Consider the following 16,964-nt stretch of genomic DNA (forward strand, 5'->3'; position numbering starts at 1 on the left):
CTTCAGTTTATTCTGAAGGCTTTTTTTATTGACGCTGATGAGACTTATCTGGAAATAGTCTGTTTTCCTTGTTTAAGTGCGATTTTCTCATTATTCCAGATGAAATTTCCTGTTAAGCCTTCCGGCAAAGTCACTGTTGCCTGAATTCCTGAAGATGCCTTTCGTTTTAAGTTTACTTCAATTGTCCCAAGCGGATGAGGCATTTTTGCATTAACCGACGTTAATGAGCCAAGATTCGGCTCGATTTTTACAGTTTTAAAGCCAGCTTCAGACGGTTCAATGCCGCAAACTGTTGAAAGAAACTCAATTATCGGGCTTGCACTCCATGCATGGCAATCGGAGCGTGTGTTATTCTCTTCTTCCGGAAAGGTCGTCAGATTCTGGGCAAGCATGTTTTTCCAGGAATCAAGCGAGTTTAAAAATTTGTCACCTAGTCCTGATTTGCGAAGCGCTTCAAAAAGATAGAATTTAAAGTATGTTGAGGACGGTGTCAATGTTGTATCCGTTAATATCTGCTCCATGATCGCTTTCTGCTGTGTTTCCGGAACTGTATTCGTTAAAACTGCAAGAATATTTACTTGCTGGCTGAACGCGGTTTTTTTCGGCGTATCGGCAAATAGCTGTCGTTTGTTATCCAAGCAGGTGTTTTTTGCCGACTGCCGAAGTTTTTCAGCAAGAGACAGATAATATTGTGCTTCCCCAGGTTTTTTGAAAAAACTAAAAAGGTCAGCCGCCCGGTCAAGAGCATAAACATATTGGAGGGTCAAAATAGCGGATCCCTCGTCGTCGTTGCCGGTTGGAACACCTTTTTCGAAGTCAGAGGCCCAGTCGACAAAATTCCACCACGGCACGTTGCCAAGCAATGAATCACTGTTGATATACTTTTCATACCATGCCAGGACGTTTTGTATACCTGGTAAAAATTGCTTTACAAAAGCTGTATCATTTCGGAAGGTATGATAGTCATGAACCATATCTATCCAGTAAAGCGAGAAAGGCGGGATCATCTGCGGAAATGCCGAAGGATAACGGCTTTGTGTAATTCCTTCAGCTACTTGTGAATAATGGAACATTTGAAGGGCGTTGCGCATTAAACGATCATCGCCTGTTACATACAAAGAAATTAATGCCTGGATCCTCGTATCGCCGATATATTGCAATTGCTCATAATAGGGGCAGTCGTAATAGGTTTCGTTAGCGCAAAGCCTTGCAGTGCGCCAGCCAACGTTCCAAATGTTCTTTAAAGATGTGTCTTCCGAATTAAATTCAGCTTTTCTCTGGAAAGGATAAGCTGTGAAGATTCCGTAAAAATCATTGATCTCGAGTGCCTCTTCTTTTGTTTTAACTGTAAGTTCGATATACCGGTAAGTTCTGTACCATAACGTGCTGAAGAGTCGATTTGGCTTGCCGTCAGGGATGAAGACATCGTGATATCCCAATAATTTTCTGTTTTTCGTTTCATTACGATCACCTTTGTGAAGACCGCTGTCAAGTAAAGATTCAGCGTAAGCAATATCGATTGTGCTGCCTCTTCCGCCGCTTACGAGCATTACCGGGTAAGCTGTCGTTAAATAAGTTTGGTCGAGCAATACCCGGCATTCGCTATTCGCCGGAATCAATAAGGTTTTCTTTCCCTGTATAAATCCATCATCTTGTTTTACTCCTTTGCTCCTGACTGTTTTTAAAATGCGTTGCAGCTTTTCTTCCATCATAGGGATAGTTCGTGGCATTAAACTGCCATTGCTCTCGCCATAACCAAATGAGAAATTTATAGGTTGTGCCGAGTGTGTTTCTTTAGCTGCATACCAGCCGGTGTCGTCAAAGTCTGCCAACTCGCAACCCCAGGGCATTTTAGTTCCATTGATACTATCGCATGCTCCAGCCGCATAGTATTGATAGTTAACCATTGCAGCCGTCACTGGCGATGGACTGAAGGCTTTATTTTGATAAACCTTCCATGTTTTGGAATTTGTATTTACGATCGATTCTTTTTCCGTATCTCCCTGAACAAGTAACCCGGTTTCAAGGGACATTTGTGCTGCCGGTGCATACTCTCCTGCATTCCAAACCTGTGCAGCGATAAGATTATTACCAGGTTTCAAATAGTTAGAAAGATCATAGGTTTCGTACTGCCAATGTGTTTTATCACCACGAGCCGGACCGCGTCCTACAGCGGAGCCATTAACATACAATCGGTAACGATTATCAGCTGTCACATGAACGATGAATGAGTCAGGCCTGCTTTTAAGATTAAATGAAGAACGGAAATTAAAAACTCCGTAATCTTTTGTTGAGGCGGTTGGATGCGATATCCATTTTGCAGTCCATTGCTTTGTCAGAAGATTGGGATTGATTGTCAAACCCGACTGGGCTTGCGTGCCGGAAACAAAAATTGTTAAGCATACTAAAATGGAGGTAAATTTTTTCACTCGTTTCTATTAGGTTTAATTGGTTTGACTGTCTAAAAGCCGACTTGTTTTAGACGCTTTTAAAGACCCAATTTAACTTTTTAATCAGATAACGAGGAATATAGCCTTTAAGAAGGCTGAAATATGATAGGGCCGCTATAAATAAGCGGCCCTATTTAAGCATGTTGCTTATCCAGAGACTCAATATTTGTAAGAGTATTAGCGATGGCTTCGCGCTGACTAATTAAAACTTGCCGGGTTCCCGGATCCAAGCTTTCATCTTTCAATATTTCGTCGTACGCATCGAGTGCCGATTTTTCGCCAGTTATGCAGGCCTCTAACACGGCTTTGTTATCATTTGTCGTAAATGCGGTCTTTACTTCGATCCATGCCCTGTGGATAGCGCCTAATGGTCCGCCGGTATCGTTGTCCGGATCGCCGCCCGTTTTACGGATGCACGTTTTGAGATCAGAGGCTTGTTCGGCACGCTGTATTGAATAGGTGGTTAACAATGCCTTCAATTCCGGAGAATCTACGTTTTCCGCGGCGCTTTTAAATCCCTCTTTTCCATCGTTTGTTATGGATAGAAGAAATTTAAGATTATTTACTGCTTTTTCATTTTCGTTTTCCATGTCAGTTTCTTTAGCGTATAGCGATTTGAGTTACTGAATAACAACCCTAACGATTGAGAGTTTTGAGAATTTAGACGTATTACTATCCGCAATTTTTGCCGAATATGTCATGATAAGCAAGCGGGTAGAATTCGGACATTTATTCAGTGCTTACTGGTAATGAAATTTAAATGCCTGAAAGACAACGGGAAATAAATAAATGAACTTTCTGTTTTGCAATTTAATTGGAAAACGCTACTTTTGCAGTCCAAAATAAATCCTAACTGCGGAAGTGGCGTAATTGGTAGCCGCACCAGACTTAGGATCTGGCGCCGCGAGGCGTGGGGGTTCGAGTCCCTTCTTCCGCACAAGATTATAACCCCGGCAAAAACCGGGGTTTTTTGTATAACACGATAAATCATAAAAAATGAATATTACACAGGAGAAAATCGATAACCTTAACAGCGTGGTAAAGGTAAATTTAACACCTGCCGATTACATGGAAAAGGTTGAAAAGGCAATTAAGGATCATGCAAAAAAAGCAAAACTTCCTGGATTTCGTCCGGGCATGGTTCCTCCTGCACATATCAAGAAAATGTACGGAAAGAGCATCCTGGTCGACGAAGTAAATAACCTCCTGGCGAGTTCTATTGATAACTACATCAATGAAAATAAACTTGAGGTGCTTGGTCAGCCGATTCCGAAAAAATCTGACGACGAAAAAGAGTATAACTGGGATTATACAGACAACTTTGAGTTCGATTATGAGATCGGTGTAGCTCCGGAGTTTGCTATCGATTTTTCATCGAAGGACATTTTACCTCATTTCGATATTAAGGTTGATGACAAAACGTTGGATGAGCGTATTGTCAGCCTCCGCAAAGCTTACGGTAAACGTACCAATCCTGACGTATCGGCAGATGGTGACATGTTGTTTGCTGACTTTAAACAGTTAGCACAGGATGGTTCTGTTTTTGATGAAGGGATAGCAAGCACTTCAACCCTTCGCCTTGATCAGGTGAAAGACGACTCAATCAGGAAGTCACTGATCGGCTTAAAGAAAGATGATGTTATCAGCATTGATCTTAAAAAGGCTCTTGATGGCGACGCGGCTGCGATAGCCAAAGTATTGAATATCAGCGAAGACGATGCAAAAGATCTGCAATCGCAATTTCAACTGACAGTAAAAAATATCAATCGTTTAGAAGAGGGTGATTTAAACCAGGAGCTTTTTGATAAGCTTTGGGGCGCCGATGTTGTAAAAACTGAAGACGATTTCAGAGCGAAAGTTAAAGAAGAACTTGAAGCAATGATGGTTCAGAATGCAGATCAGCGTTTACAGCAAGACCTTCATAAATTCGTGATGGACAAAGTTGATTTCCAATTGCCGGACGAATTTTTGAAACGCTGGTTGAAAGTAACTAACAGCAATCTTAGCGAAACAGAACTGGAAGAAGGATACGATGATTTTGCTAAAAATCTTAAATGGACCCTGATCGAAAATAGAATTATCAAGGATAATAACATCGAGATCAAATACGAAGATATTTTTGAAACAGCAAAACGACGTTTGGATGGACAGTTCAGAATGTATAGCCCGCAGGCAGTGTCTGAGGAGCAATTAGCGCAGTATACTGTTCAGTTTTTACAGAATAAGGAAAATGCTAACCGCATTTTTGAAGAAGTGAAAGCTGAGAAGGTTTTTGAATATCTGAAAACCGTTGTTACATTAGATAAAAAAGAAATCGATTACAATAAGTTTCTGGAGTTAGCATAGCGAAGTAGGGTTGAGGGCTTATTGTAATTTCAACGTTAAAAATGAAATACTATAAACATTCAACTTTTAAAACTGTATAACTTTAGAATTATGAATATTGATAAAAACGAGTTCCGTAAATACGCTGTTAAGCATCATCGTCTTAATGGTTTGCATGTAGATAAATTTATTTCGCGGGTTGAAAGTACACCATCGGCAATGACACCGTATATCATTGAAGAACGCCAGCTGAACGTAGCTCAAATGGATGTTTTTTCTAGATTAATGATGGATCGTATCATTTTCCTTGGAGATGCGATATATGATTCGAATGCTAATATCATCCAGGCTCAGTTATTGTTTTTACAGTCAACCGATGCCAAAAGAGATATACAGATTTACATCAATTCGCCAGGCGGGTCGGTATACGCAGGTTTAGGTATTTACGATACCATGCAGTATATCACGCCGGATGTTGCAACAATTTGTACTGGTATGGCCGCTTCAATGGGGGCGGTAATATTGGTTGCAGGCGCAGCAGGTAAGCGGGCGGCATTGAAGCATTCACGAGTGATGATTCACCAACCATCGGGAGGTGCACAAGGAGTAGCTTCAGATATGGAGATCAACCTGCGTGAAATGTTGAAACTGAAAAAAGAGCTTTACGATATTATATCAAAACATTCCGGTCAAACTTACGAATGGGTTGAAAAGGCTTCCGACAGGGATTACTGGATGACTTCTTCCGAGGCGAAGGAATTTGGCATGGTTGATGAAGTTCTGGCAAACACTTTAGAAAACAAATAATGAGTAAAAACTCAAAAGATATTAAATGTTCTTTCTGCGGTTCGGGTAAGCAGGACACGCTTATGCTGATTGCGGGGCTTGATGCTCACATTTGTGATAAGTGTGTTGCACAAGCAAACCAGATTCTTTCAGAAGAGTTGGGCACACGGAAATCTAAATCTCCGCAGTCAAATCTGACTTTGCTGAAGCCTCTGGAGATTAAAGAACATTTGGATCAGTATGTGATCGGGCAGGACGACGCGAAGAAAGTGCTTTCCGTTGCCGTTTACAACCACTATAAACGCTTAAATCAAAAAGTTGAAAAGGATGAAGTTGAGATTGAAAAATCAAACATCATCATGGTTGGCGAAACCGGAACAGGTAAAACTCTTTTAGCTAAAACGATTGCTAAAGTGTTACACGTTCCTTTTTGTATCTGCGATGCTACCGTTTTAACGGAGGCCGGATATGTAGGAGAAGACGTAGAAAGTATTCTTACACGATTGCTTCAGGCCGCTGATTACGATGTTAACGCTGCTGAAAGAGGCATTGTTTACATCGATGAGGTGGATAAAATTGCCCGTAAAAGTGATAATCCGTCTATAACCCGTGATGTTTCCGGGGAAGGAGTTCAGCAGGCCTTGCTGAAAATTCTTGAAGGCACCATCGTTAACGTTCCGCCGCAGGGTGGTCGTAAACACCCCGATCAAAAAATGATTGCGGTAAATACAAGCAATATCCTGTTTATCTGCGGTGGTGCATTTGATGGCATCGAACGGAAAATCGCGAATCGTCTTCGCACACAAACCGTTGGATACAAGGTTAAGAAAGACGATGTGAACATCGATTTAAATAATCTTTACAAATACATCACTCCGCAGGATCTGAAAGCGTTTGGATTGATTCCCGAGCTGATCGGACGATTGCCGGTTATTACTTATCTGAATCCTTTGGATCGCACCGCTTTGCTCAATATCCTAACCGAGCCAAGAAATTCATTGACCAAGCAATATAAGAAGTTGTTCGACTATGAAAACATTAAGCTTGATTTCGACAAAGAAGTGCTTGAATTTATTGTAGATAAAGCGATGGAATTCAAATTAGGTGCCCGCGGTTTACGATCAATTTGTGAAGCAATAATGATTGACGCAATGTTTGAAGTCCCGTCCCAGAAAAAGGATAGCCAACAGCTCTATATAACGCTGGACTATGCGGTCGAGAAGTTTGCAAAATCTGATATAAAGAAACTGAAAGTTGCATAAGTGATCCCCCGCGAAAGCGGGGGATTTTTTGTATAATGTAAATTGTAAATATGAACGAAGAAAAAGAAGTAAAACAAAACCCTGAGATTGTTGGCAAGGCCAGGAAGATCAAAGAAGTAGAAAGCCCTGTTAAATCGGGCCTTAAGTCAAAAGAAGATATTGTAAATAACTGGCTGCCACGTTATACCGGCCGCAAACTTGAAGATTTTTCAGATTACATTCTTCTAACCAATTTCTCGAGATACCTGCAGTTGTTCTCTGAATGGCATGACAACGCCCCGATACTGGGACTTGATAAGCCAATGCAAAGCGTGAAAGCCGGAGGAATTACCATCATCAACTTTGGTATGGGAAGCCCCTTGGCCGCCACAATGATGGATCTTCTTAGCGCGATAAAGCCAAAAGCCGCCTTATTTTTGGGTAAATGCGGTGGTTTGAAAAAGAAAAACAATATAGGAGACCTAATCCTTCCGATTGCTGCAATACGTGGCGAAGGAACATCGAATGATTATTTCCCGCCCGAAGTTCCCGCTTTGCCTTCATTTGCTCTTCAAAAGGCTATTTCGACAACAATCCGTGAGCACTCACGCGATTACTGGACCGGAACCGTTTATACAACGAACCGCAGGGTTTGGGAACATGACCGCGATTTTAAGAAGTATCTGAAAACACTCCGTGCCATGGCGATCGATATGGAAACTGCAACAATTTTCTCAACTGGATTTTCGAATAAAATTCCGACAGGGGCCTTGTTGTTAGTATCGGATCAGCCAATGATTCCGGAGGGCGTTAAAACAGCGGAAAGCGATTCAAAAGTGACTGAAAACTATGTGGAAACTCATCTTCGCATCGGTATAGAATCACTCAAGCAGCTGATAAATAACAAACTCACTGTAAAACATCTTCAATTTTAATTTTAGATATCCTATCGGAAAGGTAGTTTTCTTATTTTTGCATCATGTGGTATAACAACATTTTAGAAACGATTGGTAATACACCTTTAGTTAAGCTTAACAAAATTGTGCAGGATATCCCGGCAACAGTTTTAGCGAAAATTGAAACGACAAACCCGGGCAATTCAATTAAGGATCGTATGGCCATTAAAATGATTCAGGATGCAGAGGCCGACGGGCGCTTAAAACCAGGCGGAACAATTATAGAAGGTACCTCCGGAAATACCGGAATGGGCCTTGCTATAGCTGCTGTGATCAAAGGCTATAAATGTATTTTTACCACTACCGATAAGCAATCAAAAGAAAAGGTTGACGCGCTGCGCGCATTTGGCGCAGAAGTGATCGTTTGCCCTACCAATGTGGAGCCGGAAGATCCGCGGTCTTACTATTCTGTATCGTCAAGGTTAGAGAAGGAAGTAAAAAACGCCTGGAAGCCCAACCAATACGATAATTTGTCAAATACTGAAGCTCATTACGAACAAACGGGTCCCGAGATTTGGGAACAGACCGAAGGAAAGATCACACATCTCCTTGTTGGCGTTGGAACCGGCGGTACGATTTCCGGAACAGGAAGATACCTTAAAGAAAAGAATCCTGCTATAAAAGTGTGGGGAATTGATACTTACGGATCAGTTTTCAAAAAGTATAAGGAAACCGGAATATTCGACAAAAACGAAATCTATCCCTATATCACCGAAGGCATAGGAGAGGACTTTCTGCCTCAGAACGTCGATTTTAGTGTGATCGATCATTTCGAAAAGGTAACGGATAAAGATGCGGCATTGATGACACGCGAAATCGCTCGTAAAGAAGGGATTTTCGTAGGAAATTCTGCGGGGGCGGCAATAGCAGGATTAATGCAATTGAAGGATAAATTAGGACCCGATGATGTTTTAGTTGTAATTTTCCATGATCACGGCTCCCGGTATATGGGTAAGATGTTTAATGACGACTGGCTTCGCGAACGTGGCTTTTTAAAGGATGACAAATTGACCGCAAAGTCTATTTTATCGCAAAGAGAGCGCCAGGAGATTGTAACGCTCGACAACGAAAAGTCTTTGCTCGAAGCGATCAACACCATGAAAACGCTTAACATCTCGCAATTGCCGGTTACTCAGTATGAAAAAGTTGTAGGGAAGATCACTGAAAGTGAAATTTTACATGCTTTGCTTGATAATCCATCAGCGAAGTCTGCACCTATCAACTCAGTGATGACACAGTCATTTCCGTTTGTCGATTTGAATACGTCGATCGACAAAATTTCGTCGCTGATAAACAAAGAAAATAGCGCGGTATTGGTAGAAGACGAATCCGGAAAATTTGAAATAATAACTCAGTACGATATTATCACCGCTATTTCTGAATAAATCACCTGACTTCCTTAAGTTCGGTTCTGTAACGCTGGTTTATGTCAATAGTTGGTCCCGATAACAGGTAAATAGTTGTTCCTTTTTCGCGGGCATAGGGGTTTACCACCTCACCAATTTTTATGGCGCTTTTATAAACGTCGTTTAAATTATCAACACCTTCGTGGACGTAGATAATATGCTGCGTTTGTATGGAATCGGGCGCCCAAATAGAAAAACTGCTATTTAAGCAAACCACAGGAGGCAGATGATATTGTTTTCCAAGTTGGCTGATAGCTCCCGCTTGTCCGTAATTTTGAGCAAACAGCGTCGTCTGTTTCCGTTCCTCATCGTCAAGGCTTTGATAAGCTTTATTTACATGCTGCGCGATCTCATCCCAGCCTAGCATATCGGCATAATCCTGGGTGGTCGCGTGAATTTTTTGATCTTCCCATTTCAATGGAAAATCCAAACCCTTTTCTTTAAAATATGCAAAGAAGCCAAGGGCCGTATTAAATGGTAAAATCGGGATGGCTATAGGAAGAAATACCAGGGCCGGAAGTAAAGCGATGCAGGTAATAGCATATTTAAAAGTTTTCGGGACTCGATTGAGCACACGTTGCCAGGCCAAACCGCCGGCGGCGAAAAGTACAGGATACGCACCAAAGCCGTAATAAATCTTTCCATGAAGAATCACCAGCATTGTCATCGTAACCAAATACGCAATGGAAAGCAGCATGAACTTTCCTCTAACCCGACTGATGAAAAGGTAAAATAATCCGGGCAGCCATACCAATATCCCGGTTGCATGAATGATGCATTGCTGAAGTATAAAGTCAAGCGGTTTTACATAATTCAATTGAGTTTCCTTGAGTTCCTGTAAGTGTTTCAGCTCCGGAAAGTCGTTAGTTATTTGCCATAGAAAATTTGGTGCAATTAGTAAAATCGCAATGATCGCCGTAGCGATAAAATGTTTGTTAAGTAATAATCTTCTTTGACCCGAAATAAGTAATCCTAACAAAAGTCCGGCAGCATATAATGCCATCGTGTATTTGGTAAGAACACCAAGACCCAAAGCCAGGCCCAACCAGTAAAGCGTAGATGTTTTTTTGATCTGGATGTATCTGACCAGTAAATAGGCGCTTAAAACCCAAAAAAACTGATCGAAAACGACAGGTTGAAACAAATAGCCGCTTGCCAGAAATGCCGGTGATACAATTGCTCCTAAGCAGGCGACTGTAATGGCAAATCGTTTTCCGCCCATTGTAAACGTGGTTAATCCGACGAGAAATACGATACCTGCTGAAAAAAGAGCGGGAATAAAACGGTATCCAAATACGCTTTCTCCGAAAAGTATTGATGATGTTTTTGCAACCAAAGCAATAAACGGCGATACTTCTTTATATCCCCAGTCGAGATGCTCGCCGAGCACGATATATAAAAATTCGTCTCTGTGAAATCCATAATTGGCGTTAGCCAGCAGATGAAGCGACAGTTTTAATAAAGTAAAGAAAATAATCAGGTTGGCTTCTTTGGTATTCCTGCGAAATAACGACATCAATTACAAGCTTGGATAGCTAAAGATATCAAAAAAGGCTTTGCATTTGCAAAGCCCTGTATTGTTTGGTAGCCGGATTGACAGTTAATGCGAAGGAGGCATAGCGTCGATACGTTTAATGTCAGCACCAAGCAAACGTAAACGGGTATCGATGTCCTGGTAGCCACGTTCAATCTGTTCGATATTATGTATTATAGAACGGCCATTTGCCGATAGAGCGGCAATCAGCAAGGAAACGCCGGCTCTGATATCTGGAGACGTCATTTCAATTCCTTTTAATTTAACCTGCTTATTTAATCCGATGACAGTGGCACGGTGTGGATCACATAAAATGATTTGCGCGCCCATGTCGATCAATTTATCCACGAAAAATAAGCGGCTCTCGAACATCTTCTGATGGATCAGTACATTTCCTTTTGCCTGGGTAGCAACAACCAGCACGATGCTTAAAAGATCCGGGGTGAATCCTGGCCACGGCGCGTCGGAAATAGTCATGATCGATCCATCGATGAAAGTGTCTATCTCGTAGTTCTTGTGGGGCGGAATATAAATATCATCGCCACGGAGCTCTAGCGTTATACCAAGTTTTCTAAAAACGCTCGGAATGATTCCAAGCTCATTGTACTGAACGTCTTTAATTGTAATTTCCGAACCTGTCATCGCTGCAAGACCGATGAATGAGCCAATTTCAATCATGTCTGGAAGCAGACGGTGCTCCGTTCCATTAAGTTCACTAACTCCTTCGATTGTCAGCAGGTTTGAACCGATGCCGGAAATTTTAGCGCCCATGCGATTCAGCATTTTACATAATTGCTGTAAATATGGCTCGCAGGCCGCGTTGTAAATTGTCGTAGTGCCTTTTGCCAAAACGGCTGCCATTACAACATTCGCGGTACCGGTAACTGAAGCCTCTTCAAGCAAAACATAAGTGCCCTTCAGGTTAGTTGCATCTACATTGAAAAAACCTGTTTCAGCATTGTAATTGAACTGTGCGCCAAGTTTTTCAAAGCCAAGAAAATGCGTGTCTAAACGTCTTCTGCCAATCTTATCACCACCTGGTTTGGGGATTGCCGCCTTACCAAACCTGGCCAACAGCGGACCTACAATCATAATTGAGCCGCGTAAGCTTCCACCTTTAGATCTGAAAGTTTCCGATTGAAAAAAATCAAGGTTAATATTCGATGCCTCAAACGAATAGGTGTCTTTGCTAATTCGTTGAACAACGACACCCAGATCGCCCAAAAGCTCGATTAATTTATTTACATCCTTTATATCAGGAATGTTGCTAATGGTAACTTTCTCTTTTGTTAATAAAACGGCAGAAACGACCTGCAGAGCTTCATTTTTTGCACCCTGAGGAATAATCTCGCCTTTTAGCGGCTTACCGCCATGAATTTCAAATGCGTTCATTTAGTACCGGTTAATAAAAATTTATGGCACGACTAACGCCGTGCCATAATAAGTTCGTTCAGTAACAATTAATAACGTTTGCCTCCGCCATTATTGCGTGGCCGGTTGTTTTGATTACGGTTATTATTATTGTTTTGCCTGTTTTTATTTTGATTGTTGTTCTGGTTATTGTTTTTCTGACGACTACCAGGAGGAGGTGTGCGGAATTCAACTTTGTTCAAATTCATATTATCGCGCCATACCAGTTCGCCTCGTGACATTTCTTTCAGATCACTGATAATCGTTTCATCAGCGACCGTGTCTTTATTCCAGGTGACGTAAGCAATCTTCATGAAATTTGCGATCGCCTGAATCATCAGCTGTTTGCGCTCGCCTTCCTCCATTTGTCTTGCGCGGTCTATCATCAGCTCAACGGTTTTTCCGTAATGCTTAAATTTTATACGCTTTTGCGGATAGCTAAGTACCTGTGGTTTTAAATGTATTGCTTCGAGTTCCGGTTTTGGGTACGGAGCATCCACATCTATTTTAAAATCAGAAATGATATGGAGGTGGTCCCAAAGCTTATGTTTGAAATCAGCTACATCGCGTAAATGCGGATTCAGAAATCCCATCAAGTCGATTACGACCTGAGCATATGCGTTACGCTCGTCTTTTGTCGGTAGATCGCAGATATAGGCAACCATATTTTGGACATTACGCCCGTATTCTGCAAGGATCAATTTTTTCCTTGTACTGTTATAGTCAAAATTCATTTTGTTTGTTTAAAGCGTTCGTATTAAGTATGTAACGAAAGCTAATTTTCTGGGAATTTACGTTACGATCCGGAGCTTGGCAAATTTAAGTAAAAGTTGTTTCTGTCCTATCTCTTTAAAAAATATTGTTGCTTTGATATCTGGCTTGGATCCTTCAAGGCTAATCACTTTTCCAAAACCGAAACGTTCGTGTTCTACTTCCATGCCAACCTGAAGATTTGACGTATCGCTGGGCGCAAATCCTGGAGTGGGAACGTGGGCTTTAGGCAGAATAGACGTGGTTTTGGGAATCGAACCAACTTTTGGCTTTGAAAATGTATCAGTGCTTCTTGAAGCGCTCCATGAACTCCGCTCATTATCAAAGAAAGGGTTGCCTGCAGGTTTTTGAGGTTCTTTGTATTCTAATTCAAGATACCTCGCATCAATTTCGTCGATAAACCGGCTCGGCTCACAACTGGTTAATGTTCCCCAGCGATATCTGGAAGTGGCGTAAGATATGTGAAGTTTCTTTTCGGCCCTTGTAATCGCAACATAAAACAATCGTCTTTCTTCTTCAAGATCGGTTCTCGAGCTCAATGACATTTGAGAAGGGAAAAGATTTTCTTCCAATCCAACTATAAAAACCTGCGGAAATTCAAGCCCCTTTGACGAGTGAATGGTCATTAATGACACAGTATCGGCATCAGGATTTTTATCATTGTCGTCGTTCGTAAGAAGCGCAACATCCTGCATGAAGACGTCAAGGCCTTTTTGTTCGATATCTTCCCGTTCGCTAAACTCCTTTATCCCGTTTAAAAGCTCCTGAATGTTTTCGTAACGGCTTAAGCCTTCAACAGATTTGTCGTCATAAAGATCCTTAAGCAATCCTGAATGCTGGGCGATGTGCAAAGCAGCGTCATAAGCTGAATGAGTTTTTGTCATCACCTTAAAACTCTGTATCAGTGTAGCAAAATTGCCAACCTGGTTTGCACTACGGGAATCAATGTATTTGCCTGCATTGCAAATCACCTCCCAAAATGTCAGATCATTGGCATCAGCAGCTACTATTATTCTTTCAACAGTCGTATCGCCGATTCCCCGGCGGGGATAATTAATAACACGCTTTAACGCTTCTTCATCATTTGGATTAAACGTTACCCGAAAGTATGCAATCAGGTCTTTAATCTCTTTGCGCTGATAAAAAGAAAGGCCACCGTAAATTTTATACGGAATATTCAGCTTACGAAGCGCTTCTTCCATTGCACGCGATTGTGCATTTGTACGGTAAAGAATGGCGAAATCCTGATGATTTAAGCCTTTAAGGGAACGTTCCTGGAGAATAGCTTCAGCGACGTTCTTGCCTTCTTCATTATCGCTGAACGCGCGTGTTACCTTTATTTTATCGCCGGTTTCGTTTTCAGAATAAACCGTCTTCTTTAACTGGTTTTTATTGTTTGCGATTATGCTGTTAGCAACATTTACGATGTTTTGGGTTGACCGATAATTTTGCTCCAGTTTAAATACCTTCAGATCAGGATAGTCCTTTTCAAAATTCAATATGTTTTGAATATTGGCGCCACGGAAAGCATAGATACTTTGCGCATCATCACCCACAACGCAAATATTTTCATTGATAGCCGCCAGTTTCTTTACAATCAGGTATTGAGAGAAGTTGGTGTCCTGGTACTCATCAACCATTAAGTACTTAAACTTATTCTGATACTTATAAAGTACGTCGGGGTGATCTTTAAGTAATACGTTAGTTTTAAAAAGCAGATCGTCAAAATCCATGGCACCCGCTTTGAAACAACGCTGAGTATAAATCTTATAAATTTCGCCAAGTTTTCCACGGCCAGTAGAAAAATCTTCTGCCTGTATTTGCTCATTCTGTACGTATTCTGCAACAGAAATGAGGTTGTTTTTAGCTGATGAAATCCTGTTATAAACGAAGTTAGCGTTGTACAATTTATCATCCAGCTGCATTTCCTTCAGAATTGCGCGGAGCAGGCTTTTTGAATCATCGGTATCGTAAATAGTAAAGTTGCGCGGATAGCCGATTTTTTCGGCCTCTACACGTAAGATTTTTGCAAAAACCGAGTGGAAAGTACCCATCCAGATGTTTTTGGCTTCCGGGCCGACGACTTTGGTAATACGTTCCCGCATTTCTTTTGCGGCTTTATTAGTGAACGTTAGCACCAGAATATTAAACGGGTCGACGCCTTTTTTTACAAGGTGTGCAACACGATAAGTAATAACACGGGTTTTTCCTGAGCCTGCACCGGCAACAATCATTACCGGTCCCTGAATTTGTTCAACTGCAGCTCGTTGTGAAGGATTTAATCCTTGTAAATAGTCCAAATCTACTCCTCTTTTCGGGTGCTAAAATAGAGAAAATTAAAGAGAAATCCGGTGATAGAACGCATATTAAGCTTCATCTTCCTCGTCTTTAAAGCCTAATAGCTGCGGGTTATGAAGCATCTCGTTTATGTTCAGGATTTTGTTGTCAATATCAACAATGCACTTGTCCAGCTGTTGAACGAATTCTTCTTTCTCGATCAAATCTTCCTTCTGTAGGTTGACCAGTCCTTTGATGGTTGATACAGGGCCGCGTATCTGGTGCGATAAGTGAGAGGAATATTGCGAAAGCTTATGGTTTTTTATACGTAAATCCTTGGTACGCTCATCAATTATGTCTTCCAGGTTGTGATTGATCCGGTCCAGGTTTTCTTTTTGAAGAGATATCTCGTGGTTCAGCCGCGTAAGTTCTTTATTGGTTTTCGCCTTCTTGTTAACATTTCCTACAAGCAAAAGAATAACAACGAATAATAATCCTGATACAACAACTGCCGACCAAAATATTACCTGATTAGTCTTTTGTTTTTGGATGGTCAGTTCGTTCTCACGTTGTTTTTGTAACTGATTGAATTGCTCTTGTTGTAGAGATATGCGATCGGATACAATGTTCTTATAAACTAAACTATCCTGACGATAAATTTGCTGGAGATATCCCAAAGCCTTTTGATAGTTTTTGCGGTAATTCTCCAAAGTATATGAGTTATATAAAAAATCATATTCCAGGCGTTTATCCTTTATTTCTTTTGCATAGCTAACACCCTCGTTAATTGATCTGGCGGCCTCATCATATTTACCTTTTGATATGTAAACGTAACTTAGCGTAAGATTTGTGCCGGCCACTACATACTTCAAATCATTTTCCTTAGCAATTACAATGGCTTCTTTTGCAAAAGCCTCTGCAGTGTCAAGTTGATTTAAATATTTGTAAACAACACTCATGTTTTGGAGCGACAAAGCAAGGCCTGTCGAATTCTTCTGCTTTTGGAATTGTACATAGCTTTTGTTAAAAGAAATAAGGGCCTTTTTAAATTCCTTTTTTTTCTGATAAATAACGCCAATATTCAGATTCAACCCGGTTGTCAGGTCGGTAATTTCAAGCTTTTCTGCGATTTCCAAAGATTTGTTATAAAACTCCAACGCTTTATCATAATCCACATCTCGATATAGCGTACCTATATTATTTAATACTTTTGCCTCACCCGCCTGATCTTTGAGTTGTTTGAAGTAGTTAATCGAAGTCAGGTAATTTTGAATTGCGCTATCACTTTGATTTTGGTAATACTTGGAAATTCCCCTTATGCGGTATGATTCCGCGATGCCTTTTACATAATTATTTTTTTTTGAAAGGATCAGAGCTTCATTTGAGTTTTTATAACTTAAGTCTGGATTAGTTAGGCGAGCTTTATACGCACTTTCGTTTAATGCATTAATTCTGTTTATATCTGTTTGGGCAGATTGAGAGAAAGAATCAAGGTTAAGTAAAAAAAGTAACGTTGTTAATAAATATATCGATTTCATTTAAAAATTTTCGTAACGAAAAAATTATGTTTACGTAATAAGTGTCAATACTGTTAATTAGGATTTTAAAATGTTGTATTGAAACAACCTTATAAAACTCTAATGGGAGACCTAATATACAACTGAATTTAAAAATGACACCTAATAAAAATTAATTAACTCATAAAAAACAAATCATGAAAAAAATTGCTCTCGCATTAGCAGCCATTATCGGTTTAGGATTCACGGCCTGCAAGAAAGATGAAACAGCCACACCATCGGCTAAAGTAA

12 protein-coding genes and 1 tRNA gene are annotated in these 16,964 nt (G+C 40.8%); 6 read left to right on the forward strand and 7 right to left on the reverse strand.

Translation table 11 applies throughout. The annotated features are described in order from the left end of the window. Positions 1 to 44 precede the first annotated feature (44 nt). Positions 45 to 2,429 carry an alpha-L-rhamnosidase-related protein gene (locus tag GS399_RS21165; RefSeq protein WP_160846458.1) on the reverse strand — a complete coding sequence of 795 codons (2,385 nt, stop codon included), beginning with the start codon at positions 2,427 to 2,429 and terminating at the stop codon, positions 45 to 47. A gap of 155 nt (positions 2,430 to 2,584) precedes the next feature. After that, positions 2,585 to 3,040: a ferritin-like domain-containing protein gene (locus GS399_RS20115; protein WP_160846459.1), complete on the reverse strand. Its 456-nt coding sequence runs from the start codon at positions 3,038 to 3,040 to the stop codon at positions 2,585 to 2,587. A 265-nt stretch (positions 3,041 to 3,305) separates the two neighbouring features. On the opposite strand from GS399_RS20115, the gene GS399_RS20120 reads away from it, so the two are divergent. The 6 genes from GS399_RS20120 to GS399_RS20145 all read left to right on the forward strand — a co-directional run bounded on the left by GS399_RS20120 (position 3,306) and on the right by GS399_RS20145 (position 9,143). Then, a tRNA-Leu gene (locus GS399_RS20120) sits at positions 3,306 to 3,387 on the forward strand. A 59-nt stretch (positions 3,388 to 3,446) separates the two neighbouring features. Next, the gene (gene tig, locus GS399_RS20125; RefSeq protein WP_160846460.1) at positions 3,447 to 4,796 is read left to right on the forward strand and encodes a trigger factor; all 1,350 of its coding nucleotides are present in this window, start codon (positions 3,447 to 3,449) and stop codon (positions 4,794 to 4,796) included. A gap of 90 nt (positions 4,797 to 4,886) precedes the next feature. Further along, positions 4,887 to 5,582 (forward strand): ATP-dependent Clp endopeptidase proteolytic subunit ClpP, encoded by a 696-nt coding sequence (gene clpP / locus GS399_RS20130; RefSeq protein WP_160846461.1) that lies wholly within the window; start codon positions 4,887 to 4,889, stop codon positions 5,580 to 5,582. Further along, positions 5,582 to 6,823: an ATP-dependent Clp protease ATP-binding subunit ClpX gene (clpX, locus tag GS399_RS20135; protein ID WP_160846462.1), complete on the forward strand. Its 1,242-nt coding sequence runs from the start codon at positions 5,582 to 5,584 to the stop codon at positions 6,821 to 6,823. Before clpP ends, clpX begins: the two co-directional genes overlap by 1 nt. A gap of 50 nt (positions 6,824 to 6,873) precedes the next feature. Beyond that, positions 6,874 to 7,737, forward strand: a complete 864-nt coding sequence (locus GS399_RS20140; protein ID WP_160846463.1) for an AMP nucleosidase — start codon at positions 6,874 to 6,876, stop codon at positions 7,735 to 7,737. Positions 7,738 to 7,781: 44 nt separating this feature from the next. Beyond that, complete coding sequence (locus tag GS399_RS20145; RefSeq protein ID WP_160846464.1) at positions 7,782 to 9,143, forward strand: pyridoxal-phosphate dependent enzyme; 1,362 nt, start codon at positions 7,782 to 7,784, stop codon at positions 9,141 to 9,143. Position 9,144: 1 nt separating this feature from the next. Here GS399_RS20145 and GS399_RS20150 read toward each other — a convergent pair whose 3' ends face one another. The 5 genes from GS399_RS20150 to GS399_RS20170 form a co-directional block, all read right to left on the reverse strand. Continuing rightward, the gene (locus tag GS399_RS20150) at positions 9,145 to 10,680 is read right to left on the reverse strand and encodes an ArnT family glycosyltransferase (protein WP_160846465.1); all 1,536 of its coding nucleotides are present in this window, start codon (positions 10,678 to 10,680) and stop codon (positions 9,145 to 9,147) included. An 84-nt stretch (positions 10,681 to 10,764) separates the two neighbouring features. Beyond that, the gene (gene murA, locus GS399_RS20155) at positions 10,765 to 12,090 is read right to left on the reverse strand and encodes a UDP-N-acetylglucosamine 1-carboxyvinyltransferase (protein ID WP_160846466.1); all 1,326 of its coding nucleotides are present in this window, start codon (positions 12,088 to 12,090) and stop codon (positions 10,765 to 10,767) included. A 68-nt stretch (positions 12,091 to 12,158) separates the two neighbouring features. Beyond that, positions 12,159 to 12,842 carry a DUF4290 domain-containing protein gene (locus GS399_RS20160; protein WP_160846467.1) on the reverse strand — a complete coding sequence of 228 codons (684 nt, stop codon included), beginning with the start codon at positions 12,840 to 12,842 and terminating at the stop codon, positions 12,159 to 12,161. A 57-nt stretch (positions 12,843 to 12,899) separates the two neighbouring features. After that, positions 12,900 to 15,179 carry an ATP-dependent helicase gene (locus GS399_RS20165; protein WP_160846468.1) on the reverse strand — a complete coding sequence of 760 codons (2,280 nt, stop codon included), beginning with the start codon at positions 15,177 to 15,179 and terminating at the stop codon, positions 12,900 to 12,902. A 66-nt stretch (positions 15,180 to 15,245) separates the two neighbouring features. Next, positions 15,246 to 16,694: a tetratricopeptide repeat protein gene (locus GS399_RS20170; protein WP_160846469.1), complete on the reverse strand. Its 1,449-nt coding sequence runs from the start codon at positions 16,692 to 16,694 to the stop codon at positions 15,246 to 15,248. Positions 16,695 to 16,964 lie beyond the last annotated feature (270 nt).

The organism is Hufsiella arboris (assembly GCF_009834875.1).
In the GTDB taxonomy this organism is placed as follows: Bacteria; Bacteroidota; Bacteroidia; order Sphingobacteriales; family Sphingobacteriaceae; genus Hufsiella_A; species Hufsiella_A arboris.